The sequence below is a fragment of the Pseudomonas sp. 2848 genome (assembly GCF_003253945.1).
Lineage (GTDB): Bacteria > Pseudomonadota > Gammaproteobacteria > Pseudomonadales > Pseudomonadaceae > Aquipseudomonas.
This window is the reverse complement of the sequence record NZ_QKZD01000017.1, coordinates 73328-85689: the sequence shown is the minus strand read 5'-3', so window position 1 is coordinate 85689 and position 12362 is coordinate 73328. Positions and strand designations below refer to the sequence as shown.

General features: G+C 64.1%; 11 protein-coding genes. 10 read left to right on the top strand and 1 reads right to left on the bottom strand.

All coding sequences use genetic code 11. From position 1 onward, the window contains the following. Positions 1–263: 263 nt before the first annotated feature. Entirely contained in the window at positions 264–1328 is a 1065-nt protein-coding gene (gene queG, locus DFS21_RS24770) for a tRNA epoxyqueuosine(34) reductase QueG (protein WP_110701843.1), read from the bottom strand. Between the two features lie 64 nt (positions 1329–1392). On the opposite strand from queG, the gene DFS21_RS24765 reads away from it, so the two are divergent. From DFS21_RS24765 to DFS21_RS24720, 10 genes are all read left to right on the top strand, one after another. Then, on the top strand, positions 1393–2244 hold the full coding sequence (locus DFS21_RS24765) for an NAD(P)H-hydrate dehydratase (RefSeq protein WP_110701841.1): 852 nt from the start codon (positions 1393–1395) through the stop codon (positions 2242–2244). Further along, on the top strand, positions 2232–2705 hold the full coding sequence (tsaE, locus tag DFS21_RS24760) for a tRNA (adenosine(37)-N6)-threonylcarbamoyltransferase complex ATPase subunit type 1 TsaE (protein ID WP_102683932.1): 474 nt from the start codon (positions 2232–2234) through the stop codon (positions 2703–2705). Before DFS21_RS24765 ends, tsaE begins: the two co-directional genes overlap by 13 nt. Positions 2706–2717: 12 nt before the next feature. Next, complete coding sequence (locus DFS21_RS24755; protein WP_111533328.1) at positions 2718–4148, top strand: N-acetylmuramoyl-L-alanine amidase; 1431 nt, start codon at positions 2718–2720, stop codon at positions 4146–4148. Continuing rightward, positions 4145–6043 carry a DNA mismatch repair endonuclease MutL gene (gene mutL / locus DFS21_RS24750; protein ID WP_110701837.1) on the top strand — a complete coding sequence of 633 codons (1899 nt, stop codon included), beginning with the start codon at positions 4145–4147 and terminating at the stop codon, positions 6041–6043. The genes DFS21_RS24755 and mutL overlap by 4 nt, the downstream gene beginning before the upstream one ends. 1 nt (position 6044) lies before the next feature. After that, positions 6045–7016, top strand: coding sequence for a tRNA (adenosine(37)-N6)-dimethylallyltransferase MiaA (gene miaA / locus DFS21_RS24745; RefSeq protein ID WP_110701835.1), 972 nt, complete (start codon positions 6045–6047; stop codon positions 7014–7016). A 94-nt stretch (positions 7017–7110) separates the two neighbouring features. Next, a complete protein-coding gene (gene hfq, locus DFS21_RS24740; RefSeq protein ID WP_023629894.1) occupies positions 7111–7371 on the top strand; it encodes an RNA chaperone Hfq in 261 nt (86 codons plus the stop codon). A gap of 18 nt (positions 7372–7389) precedes the next feature. Next, positions 7390–8691, top strand: a complete 1302-nt coding sequence (hflX, locus tag DFS21_RS24735; RefSeq protein ID WP_102683936.1) for a ribosome rescue GTPase HflX — start codon at positions 7390–7392, stop codon at positions 8689–8691. Positions 8692–8787: 96 nt separating this feature from the next. Next, positions 8788–9972, top strand: a complete 1185-nt coding sequence (hflK, locus tag DFS21_RS24730) for an FtsH protease activity modulator HflK (RefSeq protein ID WP_102683937.1) — start codon at positions 8788–8790, stop codon at positions 9970–9972. Beyond that, positions 9972–10841 (top strand): protease modulator HflC, encoded by an 870-nt coding sequence (hflC, locus tag DFS21_RS24725; RefSeq protein ID WP_110701833.1) that lies wholly within the window; start codon positions 9972–9974, stop codon positions 10839–10841. Before hflK ends, hflC begins: the two co-directional genes overlap by 1 nt. Before the next feature lie 293 nt (positions 10842–11134). Next, positions 11135–12322, top strand: a complete 1188-nt coding sequence (locus DFS21_RS24720; protein WP_102683938.1) for an ATP phosphoribosyltransferase regulatory subunit — start codon at positions 11135–11137, stop codon at positions 12320–12322. Positions 12323–12362 lie beyond the last annotated feature (40 nt).

Sequence of the window (12362 nt, the reverse complement as noted above, 5' to 3'; positions counted from 1 at the left end):
CCTGGGGCGCAGCGCTTGACGGGCATCCATGCCCGTCACCTCCCTCCGCAAGGCCTGCGTTCGGCCTCCTGAAGTCGCGAAGTTACGGGCGGCGCCTGCACTGGCGCAGCTGGCGCTCGCGGGCTATGGGGTTGACCTTTTGATCGCCAAAGCCAAAGCCAAAGCCAAAGCCAAAGCCAAAGCCAAAGCCAAAGCCAAAGGCAAAGGCAAAGGCAAAGGCAAAGGCAAAGGCAAAGGCAAAGGCAAAGTCGCAGCAGCGAGCGTCAAAGGGCGTTGTGGCGAGCCAGGGCCCATTCCACGTGTTCGCGTACCAGTTCCGAAGGATCATCCCTACGTGCATTGAGCGCCTCCAGCACGGGGATGGTCGACGGCGCGTTGCCAAGCCCCACCGCGAGGTTGCGCAGGAACCGCTCATACCCCGCCCGGCGCAATGGCGAGCCTTCGGTGCAGCCGAGAAAACGCTTTTCATCCCACAGGAACAGCTCGGCCAGCTCGATATTGTCCAGCCCCCGACGGGGCATGAAGTCGTCTTCGGTCGTGGCCTTGGCGAAACGGTTCCACGGGCAGACGATCTGGCAATCGTCGCAACCGAACACCCGGTTACCGATCAATGAGCGCAGTTCCAGTGGAATGGCCCCGCGCAATTCGATGGTCAGGTACGAGATGCAGCGCCGGGCATCGAGCTGATAGGGCCCGACGAACGCCTGGGTCGGGCAGATGTCCAGGCAGGCCTGGCAACGCCCGCAATGATCGCTGCCCTGCACGCCGTCGATCGGCAGCGGCAAGTCGACGAACAGCTCGGCGAGGAAGAAATAGCTGCCCGCCTTGCGGTTGAGCAGCAGGGTATTCTTGCCGATCCAGCCAAGGCCGGCCTCCTGGGCCAGGGCTTTCTCCAGCACCGGGGCACTGTCGACGAAGGCACGGTAGCCGAACGGGCCAATGGCTTCCTGGATGCGGTCGGCGAAGTGCTGCACGCGCTTGCGCACCAGTTTGTGATAGTCGCGGCCCAGGGCATAGCGAGAGATGTAGGCTTTTTCCGGCTCTGCCAGGCGCTTTGCCATCTGCGTGTCGCCGGGCAGGTAGTCCATGCGCAGCGAGATCACCCGCAACGTGCCGGGGATCAGCTCGGCCGGACGCGAGCGCTTGTTGCCATGCTCGCCCATGTACTCCATTTCGCCGTTGTAGCCTGCCGCCAGCCAGCGCTGCAGATGCTGTTCGTGCTCGCCAAGGTCGACACCGGCGATGCCGACATGGGCAAAACCGAGTTCGCGGCCCCAATCCTTGATCGATTGGGCCAATGTGGCGATGTCTGGAAGGTCGGCGGACATGGATGAACAAGCATTACAAGCGGAGGTGCGTATAATTCTGCCAGACATCGGAGCCTTTGACCCCATGCCTCAGACCAAACACCCCCCATTACCGCTCAGCAGCCTGACCTTGGCCAGGCTGCCGCCACGTGCCGCTGATGCCCACAAGGGCGATTTCGGCCATGTGCTGGTGGTCGGCGGAGACCTGGGCACAGGCGGCGCGGTCATGCTCAGTGGCGAGGCGGCGTTGCGTTGCGGCGCCGGCCTGGTCAGTGTGGCCACCCGCCCCGAACACGTAGCTGCGGGGCTGACGCGCCTGCCCGAGACCATGTGGTTGGGCGTGAGCTCGGCCAACCAGCTGATGGCGCTGCTCGAGCGTGCCACGGTGCTGGTGGTCGGGCCTGGCCTCGGCCAGGCCGGATGGGGGCGCAGCCTGTTGTCGGCGGTGGCCAATGCCCACCGGCCACAGGTGTGGGACGCCGATGCGCTCAACTTGCTGGCACGCACGCCACTGGCACTGCCCAGCGGCAGCATCCTCACCCCGCACCCCGGCGAGGCCGCGCGCCTGCTGGGGATTTCCACCGAGGCGGTGCAGGCCGACCGGCCGGGGGCGGCGCGCAAGCTGGCGCGTCGCTACGCCAGTGTCTGCGTGCTCAAGGGCGCCGGCACGCTGGTGGCCGACCCTGGCGGGCAACTGGCGTATTGCGGCCGTGGGCATCCGGCCATGGCCGGTGCCGGATTGGGCGATGTGTTGACAGGCGTGCTGGCAGCCTTGCTGGCCCAGGGGCTGGACGCCTGGCAGGCCGCGTGCCTGGGGGTGTGGCTGCATGCCTGCGCCGGCGAGCGGCTGGGTGTCAAAGGTAGAGGGCTGGCGGCCAGTGATCTGGTGCCGGTCATTAGAGCGTTATTGGAGGAGCATTCAGCGTGTCAGGCATAACCCTGTTTCTGGGCGACGAGGACGCCACCGTCGCTTTCGGCGCGAAACTGGCCGAAGTGACCAAAGGTCATGGTGTGATTTTTCTCGAGGGCGACCTGGGGGCTGGCAAAACCACCCTGTCACGCGGGCTGATCCGTGGCCTGGGTCATACCGGTCCGGTAAAAAGTCCGACATTTACCGTGGTTGAACCCTACGAGATTGGTGAGGTTCGCGCCTTTCATTTCGACCTCTATCGCCTGGTCGACCCGGAAGAGCTTGAATTCATGGGTATTCGCGATTATTTCGAGGGCGATGCATTGTGCCTGTTCGAATGGCCCGATAAAGGCGCGGGCGTTTTGCCAAAGCCCGACCTGACCATTACCATAAGCCCGCAAGCGGGCGGACGTTCGCTGAACCTGTCGCCGCAGGGGGCACGCGGCGAGTCCTGGTGTGCCGTTCTGGCCAAAGAATTCATACAGTAAGTGGGGAAAGGTATGCGCATACGCGCACTGGTCGCTGTCGTTGGGCTGCTGCTGACCGCGGTGACCGTTGACGCTCTGGCCGTCACTCAAGTCAAGAGCATGCGCCTGTGGCGCGCTCCGGACAACACGCGGTTGGTCTTCGACCTGTCCGGGCCTGTGCAGCACAGCGTCTTCACCCTCAGCGCTCCTGATCGCCTGGTGATCGACATCAACGGTGCCACCCTGGGGGCGCCGCTGAACGTCTCCACCTCGAACACGCCGATCACCAGCGTGCGTTCAGCTCAGCGCACGCCCACCGACCTGCGCGTGGTGGTCGACCTGAAGAAAGCCGTGTCGCCAAAGAGCTTCACCCTGGCCCCGAACGCCCAGTACGGCAACCGCCTGGTGGTCGACCTGTATGACCAGGAAGCCGACGCCATCGCCGCAAGCAACCCGACACCGCCGCCGACGCCGCAGCCACCGGCCACCACGCCGGCGGTGCCCGTCACCCCGGCGCAGCCGGCGATCAAGTTGCCACCGGCGCCGAGTGGCAAGCGTGACATCGTGGTCGCCATCGACGCCGGTCACGGCGGCGAAGACCCCGGCGCGTCCGGCTCGCGTGGCCAGCACGAGAAAGACATCGTGCTGGATATCGCCAAGGAACTGCAGCGCCAGATCAACTCCGAGAAGGGTTACCGCGCCGAGCTGACCCGCACCGGTGACTACTTCATCCCACTGCGCAAGCGCACCGAGATCGCCCGCAAGAAGGGCGCCGATCTGTTTGTCTCGATTCACGCCGACGCCGCGCCGTCGAAGGCTGCCTTTGGCGCTTCGGTGTTCGCCCTGTCCGACCGCGGCGCAACCTCCGAGACCGCCCGCTGGCTGGCCGACACGGAAAACCGCTCCGACCTGATCGGCGGTGCAGGCAACGTCAGCCTCGACGACAAGGACCGCATGCTGGCCGGGGTGCTGCTCGACCTGTCGATGACCGCCACCCTCAGTTCCAGCCTCAATGTCGGGCAGAAGGTGCTGGGCAACATGGGCCGGGTCACGCCGCTGCACAAACAACGGGTGGAACAGGCTGGGTTCATGGTGCTGAAGTCGCCGGATATCCCGTCGATCCTTGTTGAAACCGGGTTCATCTCCAACGCCAACGAGGCGGCCAAGCTGGCTACACGTAGCCATCAGCAGGCCTTGGCACGTTCGATCCATACCGGTGTGCGTCAGTTCTTCCAGCAGAACCCGCCGCCTGGCACTTACATCGCCTGGCTGCGCGACAGTGGCAAGATCGTCCAGGGCCCGCGTGAGCACACCGTGCGCCCCGGCGAGACGCTGGCGATGATTGCGGTGCGTTACCAGGTCAGCGTGGCTGGCCTGCGCAGTAGCAACAACCTGAAGACCGACGAGCTCAAGGTTGGCCAGCACCTTGACATCCCCACCACCGCACTGGCGTCCCAGCAATGAGTGGCGGCTCGCGTATCCAGCTGCTCAGCCCGCGGCTGGCGAACCAGATCGCCGCCGGCGAGGTAGTCGAACGCCCCGCCTCGGTGGCCAAGGAGTTGCTGGAGAACAGCCTCGACTCCGGTGCTCGGCGCATCGAGGTCGAGGTCGAACAGGGCGGCGTGAAGTTGCTGCGGGTGCGCGACAACGGCGGTGGCATTGCCCCCGATGACCTGCCGCTGGCGCTGGCCCGCCACGCCACCAGCAAGATCCGCGAACTGGAAGACCTTGAAGGCGTGCTCAGCCTGGGCTTTCGCGGCGAGGCCCTGGCATCGATCAGCTCGGTGGCGCGTCTGACCCTTACCTCGCGTACCGCCGATGCCAGCGAGGCCTGGCAGGTGGAGACCGAGGGGCGCGACATGACCCCGCGGGTGCAGCCTGCCGCGCATCCGGTCGGCACCTCCGTCGAAGTGCGTGACCTGTTCTTCAATACCCCGGCGCGACGCAAGTTTCTCAAGGCCGAAAAGACCGAATTCGATCATCTGCAGGAAGTGATCCGGCGCCTCGCGCTGGCGCGTTTCGACGTCGGTTTTCACTTGCGGCACAACGGCAAGACCATCTTCAGCCTGCACGAGGCCGTCGACGAGATGGCGCGGGCGCGACGGGTCGGCACCATCTGCGGCCCGGGCTTTCTCGAGCAGGCGCTGCCCATTGATGTCGAGCGCAACGGCCTGCGCCTGTGGGGTTGGGTCGGTCTGCCGACCTTCTCGCGCAGCCAGGCCGATCTGCAGTACTTCTTCGTCAATGGCCGTGCGGTGCGCGACAAGCTGGTAGCCCATGCTGTGCGCCAGGCCTATCGCGACGTGCTGTTCAATGGCCGGCACCCGACCTTCGTGCTGTTTCTCGAGTGCGACCCGACCGGCGTTGATGTCAACGTCCACCCGACCAAGCACGAGGTGCGCTTCCGCGAAGGGCGCATGGTTCATGACTTCCTCTACGGCACCTTGCACCGTGCCCTGGCCGATGTGCGCCCGGAAGACCAGCTTGCGGCGCCGGCGGCCACCGACGAACTGGTCCGCCCCAGCGGCTTGCAGGCCGGCGAGTTCGGTCCCCAAGGCGAAATGCGCCTGGCCTCGCCAGTGCTCGAGCAGCCTCAGGGCGAGCAGCGGGGGTTCGCTTCGAGCGGCTCGGGCGCGGGCTATCAGTACCAGTACACGCCTAGGCCCTCCCAGCCGCTGAATGCCGGCGAGGCCCAGGCGGCCTACCGTGAATTCTACGCCCCCCTGGACAATGCCGCCGCCGCGCCGAGCGCGCTGCCTGAAAGCCAGGGCGACATCCCGCCGCTGGGCTACGCCCTGGCGCAACTCAAGGGGATCTATATCCTTGCCGAGAACGCCGTCGGCCTGGTGCTGGTGGATATGCACGCCGCCCATGAGCGGATCATGTACGAGCGGCTGAAGGTGGCGATGGCCAGTGAAGGCTTGAGCGGCCAGCCGTTGCTGGTGCCCGAGTCGCTGGCGTTGAGCCAGCGCGAAGCCGACTGCGCCGAGGAACATGCCCAATGGTTCCAGCGCCTGGGCTTCGAGCTGCAGCGCCTGGGCCCGGAAACCCTGGCGATCCGCCAGATCCCGGCCCTGCTCAAGCAGGCCGAGGCCAATCGCCTGGTGCAGGATGTGCTGGCCGACCTCATGGAGTACGGCACCAGTGATCGTATCCAGGCGCACCTCAACGAACTGCTGGGGACCATGGCTTGCCATGGCGCGGTGCGGGCCAACCGGCGCCTGGCCATCCCCGAGATGAACGCCTTGCTGCGCGACATGGAGAACACCGAGCGCAGCGGCCAGTGCAACCACGGCCGACCGACCTGGACCCAGATGGGCCTGGACGATCTGGACAAGCTGTTCCTGCGGGGCCGATGAAATGAGTGCCAGACCTCCGGCGATTTTCCTCATGGGCCCGACCGCGGCCGGCAAGACCGACCTGGCGATCGAACTGACCAGCAAGCTGCCCTGCGAGCTGATCAGTGTCGACTCGGCGCTGGTCTATCGCGGCATGGACATCGGTACCGCCAAGCCCTCCAAGGAAGTGCTGGCCGCGCATCCGCACCGCCTGATCGACATTCTTGACCCCGCCGAAAGCTACTCGGCCAAGCGTTTCTGCACCGATGCTCTCCAGGCCATGGCCGAGATCACCGCGCGCGGCAAGATCCCACTGCTGGTTGGCGGCACCATGCTCTATTACAAGGCACTGGTCGATGGCCTGGCGGACATGCCGCCAGCCGATGCCATGGTGCGTGCCGAGCTGGAGGCACAGGCGCAGGCGCTCGGTTTGGCCGAATTGCACCGCCAACTGGCCGAAGTCGATCCGGAGTCGGCGGCGCGCATTCATCCGAATGACCCGCAGCGGCTGATCCGTGCGCTTGAAGTGTACAAAGTGAGTGGTGAGAGCATGACCGTCCACCGTCAGCGTCAATACGCGGAAAGTAGCGGCGCAGACGCAGGCGCGGGCGAGCATTTGCCCTATACTGTCGCCAGCCTGGCGATAGCGCCTACAGATCGTCACATTTTGCATCAGCGAATTGCGTTACGATTTTCACAGATGCTGGAACAGGGCTTTGTCGACGAGGTCCGAACGCTGCGGGCCAGAAGTGACTTGCATGCGGAGCTGCCGTCTATAAGGGCAGTGGGATATCGGCAGGTCTGGGACTACCTCGACGGCAAGCTGACTGAGAATGAGATGCGTGAACGCGGTATCATTGCCACGCGTCAGCTGGCCAAGCGGCAATTCACCTGGTTGCGCGGCTGGTCCGACGTCCACTGGCTGGATAGCCTGGCCTGCGACAATCTGTCCCGCACCTTGAAATACCTGGGGACCGTCTCCATATTGAGCTGAGTCCCTGCCAGTTGCCGTCTATTCTTGCGAAGGGGCGGCATAATTTATCGATTTTCTTGATTTTCTATTATTGATCCTTACAGGAGTGCGGCATATGTCAAAAGGGCATTCGCTACAAGACCCTTACTTGAACACCTTGAGAAAAGAAAAAGTCCCGGTTTCGATCTATCTGGTCAACGGGATCAAGCTGCAGGGCCAGATCGAATCCTTCGACCAGTTCGTCGTGCTGCTGAAAAACACCGTCAGCCAGATGGTCTACAAGCACGCCATTTCGACCGTCGTCCCCGCACGCCCGGTTCGTCTGCCAAGCCCGACCGATGGTGAGCACGGCGACAGCGAGCCAGGCAACGCTTGAAAAAAGTAGGAGCCTGCATTGTTCTTTGAGCGCCACGGTGGTGGTGAGCGAGCGCTGCTCGTTCACTTGGAAGGTCAGAACCCTGAGGCGCGCGAAGACCCGCAGGAGTTTCAGGAGCTGGCGCTGTCGGCCGGAGCCGATATCGTTTCGCTGGTAACAGTGGCGCGGCATCAGCCCACCGCCAAGTTTCTGATCGGCAGCGGCAAGGTCGAGGAGTTGCGCGACCTGGTCCATTCGGCCGAAGCCGACCTTGTGATTTTCAATCACACCCTCACGCCCAGCCAGGAACGTAACCTCGAGCGCGTCTTCGAGTGTCGCGTGCTGGACCGTACCGGGCTGATTCTCGACATTTTCGCCCAGCGGGCGCGTACTCACGAAGGCAAGCTGCAGGTCGAACTGGCCCAGCTCGAGCACATGAGCACGCGGCTGGTACGCGGTTGGACCCACCTTGAGCGGCAGAAGGGCGGTATCGGCCTGCGTGGTCCGGGTGAAACCCAGCTCGAAACCGACCGCCGCCTGCTGCGGGTGCGCCTGCGCCAGATCAAGGCACGCCTGGAGAAGGTGCGCAGCCAGCGCGAGCAGGCCCGCCGTGGGCGCAAGCGCGCGGACATCCCGTCGGTGTCGCTGGTGGGCTATACCAACGCCGGCAAGTCGACCCTCTTCAATGCGCTGACCGAATCCGATGTGTATGCCGCGGACCAGTTGTTCGCCACCCTCGATCCGACCTTGCGCCGGCTCGAGCTGGCCGACCTGGGGCCGATCGTGCTTGCCGACACCGTAGGTTTCATCCGCCACCTGCCGCACAAGCTGGTCGAGGCATTTCGGGCTACGCTCGAAGAGTCGAGCAACTCTGACCTGCTGCTGCACGTGATCGATGCCCATGAGCCCGAGCGCATGGAGCAGATTGAACAGGTACTGGCGGTGCTGGGCGAGATCGGTGCCGAGAGCTTGCCGATCCTCGAGGTCTATAACAAACTCGACCTGCTCGAAGATGTCGAGCCGCAGATCCAGCGCGATGCCGATGGCAAGCCGCAGCGAGTCTGGGTATCGGCACGTGATGGACGAGGCCTGGAGCTGGTTGGCCAGGCGATTGCTGAGTTGCTGGGGGACGACCTGTATGTCGGGACCCTGTGCCTGGAGCAACGGTTTGCCCGCCTGCGCGCGCAATTCTTTGCCCTGGGTGCCGTGCAGAGTGAAGAGCATGATGAAGAAGGGCGCAGCCTGCTGAGCGTGCGACTGCCCAGGGTCGAGTTGAACCGCCTGGTCAGCCGCGAAGGCATGGAGCCGCAAGTGTTTGTCGAGCAACACACTTTGCAATAAATGCCCGTCGAGGTCGCCGGGCAGCCGTGACAGGCATTCTGTAGCATTGGACGGCGCGCCGTGGGCGCGTCTTTGCTTTATCAGATGGAGAGCGCTATGGCTTGGAACGAGCCGGGTGGCAACTCGAACAATCAGGATCCCTGGGGCGGCCGCCGTAATGGTGGCGGCGGTGGTGGCGACAAGAAAGGTCCACCGGATCTGGACGAGGCCTTCCGCAAGCTGCAGGACAGCCTGAACGGCATGTTCGGCAGTGGCAAGAAACGTGGCGGCGGCGGTGACCGCAATATCGGCAAGGGTGGCGGCTATGGCCTGCTGGGCATCGGCCTGGCGGCTCTGGCGGCAATCTGGCTGTATAACGCCGTCTATGTCGTGGACGAGCAGGAGCAGGCCGTGGTGCTGCGCTTCGGCAAGTACTACGAGACCGTTGGTCCCGGCCTGAATATCTATTTCCCGCCGATCGACCGCAAGTACATGGAAAACGTGACCCGCGAGCGGGCGTACACCAAGCAGGGGCAGATGCTCACCGAAGACGAAAACATCGTCGAAGTGCCACTGACCGTGCAGTACCGCATCAGCAACCTGCAGGACTTCGTGCTCAACGTCGACCAGCCGGAAGTCAGCCTGCAGCATGCGACCGAAAGCGCCCTGCGCCACGTGGTGGGTTCCACCTCGATGGACCAGGTGCTGACCGAAGGCCGCGAGCAGATGGCGGTGGATATCCGCGAGCGCCTGCAGCGTTTCCTCGACACCTACCGCACCGGTATCACTGTCACCCAGGTCAACGTACAGAGCGCGGCAGCCCCGCGTGAAGTGCAGGAAGCCTTCGACGACGTGATCCGTGCCCGTGAGGACGAGCAGCGTGCGCGCAACCAGGCCGAGTCCTACGCCAATGGTGTGGTACCGGAGGCCCGTGGCCAGGCGCAGCGCATCATCGAGGACGCCAACGGCTACCGTGATGAAGTCATTGCCCGCGCCAAGGGTGAGGCCGATCGCTTCACCAAGTTGGTCGCCGAGTACCGCAAGGCACCGGAGGTCACGCGCCAGCGTCTGTACCTGGATACCATGCAGGAGGTCTACAGCAACTCCAGCAAGGTTCTGGTCACGGCCAAGGACGGGCAGAACAACCTGCTCTACCTGCCGTTGGACAAGATGGTCGAAGGCAGCCGTGGCAACAGTGCAGCGCCGGCCAGCAGCGTATCGCCGTCGGTCAATGACGCCGCCGCGCGTGCTGCGCAGGACCTGCAACCACAACCGCCGCTGCGTTCCAGGGAGAGCCGCTGATGAGCAATAAGTCACTGTTCGCCCTGATCGGCGCCGTGGTGCTGGCGATCGCCGCCTGGAACTGCTTCTACATCGTTTCGCAGACTGAACGCGCGGTATTGCTGCAGTTCGGCCGCGTGGTCAAGGCCGATGTCCAGCCTGGCCTGCACGTGAAGGTGCCGTACGTGAACCAGGTGCGCAAGTTCGACGCCCGCCTGATGACCCTCGACGCACCGACCCAGCGTTTCCTGACGCTGGAGAAGAAAGCGGTGATGGTCGATGCCTACGCCAAATGGCGGGTCAAGGACGCCGAGCGCTTCTATACCGCAACCTCGGGTATGAAGCAGATCGCCGACGAGCGCCTGTCGCGTCGTCTGGAGAGCGGCCTGCGTGACCAGTTTGGTAAACGCACCCTGCACGAAGTGGTTTCCGGTGAGCGTGATGCGCTGATGGCGGATATCACCGCTTCGCTGAACCGCATGGCCAGCAAGGAGCTGGGTATCGAAGTGGTCGACGTTCGCGTCAAGGCCATCGACCTGCCCAAGGAAGTCAACCGCAGCGTGTTCGACCGCATGAGCACCGAGCGCGAGCGTGAAGCCCGCGAGCACCGTGCCAAGGGTAACGAACTGGCCGAAGGTATCCGCGCCGACGCCGACCGTCAGCGCCGCGTACTGCTGGCCGAAGCGTACCGCGAAGCGGAAGAGACCCGTGGTGATGGTGACGCCCAGGCGGCCTCCATCTACGCCAAGGCCTACACGCAGGACGCCGATTTCTACGCGTTCTACCGTAGCCTCAAGGCCTATCGCGAAAGCTTCTCCAGCAAGAGCGATGTACTGGTCCTGGATTCGAAGAACGAGTTCTTCAGGTTCCTGGACAAGAGCAAGCCCTGATCGTGCTCTCATGAGGGATTCGCCCCGCCGGGCAGCTAAAATGCCTGGCGGGGTGCATCCTGAATGAAAAGGGGTGTATGATGAGTCAGCCGGGAAATTCCCGGCTTTTTTGCGTCTGCAAGGTTGATTGGCAAACGGCCAGTTGACGGTTTGGTCAGGTCGCAAGGCAATTCGAGGGTATTGGCTACGGTGGTTGCGCTGGGATCGGTGCTGCCCGCTGTTGTGTGTCAATGCCTGCTTTACTCACGGCTCGCCAGCTGGCAGGCCGCCCGGACCAGAGGGGAAATGGCGTAATGGCAACGGTAGACCGCTGGCTACTGCCAGATGGCATCGAGGAAGTACTGCCACCTGAGGCGGCGCGCATCGAGATCGCGCGTCGTCAGGTGTTGGACCTGTTCCAGAGTTGGGGTTACGAACTGGTCGTCACCCCGCATATCGAGTACCTGGAGTCGCTGCTCACCGGCGCCGGCCAGGACCTGGACCAGCGTACCTTCAAGGTCGTCGACCCGCAGTCCGGCCGCCTGATGGGTTTCCGTGCCGACTTCACGCCGCAGGTGGCGCGCATCGACGCCCACACCCTGCGCCGTGAAGGCCCGAGCCGCCTGTGCTATGCCGGCAGCGTGCTGCATGCGCAGCCGCGTGCCTTGTCGACCTCGCGTAGCCCGATCCAGCTGGGCGCCGAGCTGTACGGCGACGCCAGCCCTACCAGCGATGTCGAAGTCATCAGCCTGATGCTCGCCACACTGCAGCTGACCGATGTCGCCGATGTGCACATGGACCTTGGCCATGTCGGTATCTATCGTGGCCTGGCCCGTGCCGCCAACCTGTCCGGCGCGGTCGAGCAGCAACTGTTCGATGCCCTGCAGCGCAAGGCCGTCGATGAAGTGCAGGCGCTGACCGCAGACCTGCCGAAGGACCTGGGCAACATGCTGCGCGCCCTGTGCGAACTGTGCGGTGGCCGTGAAGTGCTGGCCGAGGCCCGTGTGCGCCTGGGCCGTGCCCCGGCCAGCGTGCTGGCGGCGCTGGACGACCTGTTGGCGATCGCCGACCGCCTGGCTTCGCGCTACCCGGACCTGCCACTGTACTTCGACCTCGGCGAACTGCGCGGCTACCACTATCACACTGGCGTGGTGTTCGCCGTGTTCGTGCCTGGCGAAGGTCAATCGATCGCCCAGGGCGGCCGCTATGACGACATCGGCGCCGATTTTGGCCGGGCACGCCCGGCCACCGGATTCTCCACGGATTTGAAGACCCTGGTCACACTGGGGCGAGCGGAGGTCGTATTGCCTGTTGGCGGCATCTGGATGCCTGACAGCAGCGATGCGGCCCTCTGGCAGATGGTCTGCCAGTTGCGCAACGAGGGCCAGCGAGTGGTCCAGGCTTTGCCTGGCCAGCCGCTGAGTGCTGCCCTCGAGGCGGATTGTGATCGGCAATTGATTCAGCAAGACGGGCGCTGGCAGGTTCTGCCGCTGACCCATTGAGATTCTTCGCCGGCAATGGGCCGGCACCAAGTTTGCGTGA

Bases quoted from the DNA above. Each gene is read 5' to 3' on its own strand.
- queG (WP_110701843.1), bottom strand. From the start codon at position 1,328: ATGTCCGCCGACCTTCCAGACATCGCCACATTGGCCCAATCGATCAAG.
- DFS21_RS24765 (WP_110701841.1), top strand. From the start codon at position 1,393: ATGCCTCAGACCAAACACCCCCCATTACCGCTCAGCAGCCTGACCTTG.
- DFS21_RS24755 (WP_111533328.1), top strand. From the start codon at position 2,718: ATGCGCATACGCGCACTGGTCGCTGTCGTTGGGCTGCTGCTGACCGCG.
- mutL (WP_110701837.1), top strand. From the start codon at position 4,145: ATGAGTGGCGGCTCGCGTATCCAGCTGCTCAGCCCGCGGCTGGCGAAC.
- miaA (WP_110701835.1), top strand. From the start codon at position 6,045: ATGAGTGCCAGACCTCCGGCGATTTTCCTCATGGGCCCGACCGCGGCC.
- hfq (WP_023629894.1), top strand. From the start codon at position 7,111: ATGTCAAAAGGGCATTCGCTACAAGACCCTTACTTGAACACCTTGAGA.
- hflK (WP_102683937.1), top strand. From the start codon at position 8,788: ATGGCTTGGAACGAGCCGGGTGGCAACTCGAACAATCAGGATCCCTGG.
- hflC (WP_110701833.1), top strand. From the start codon at position 9,972: ATGAGCAATAAGTCACTGTTCGCCCTGATCGGCGCCGTGGTGCTGGCG.
- DFS21_RS24720 (WP_102683938.1), top strand. From the start codon at position 11,135: ATGGCAACGGTAGACCGCTGGCTACTGCCAGATGGCATCGAGGAAGTA.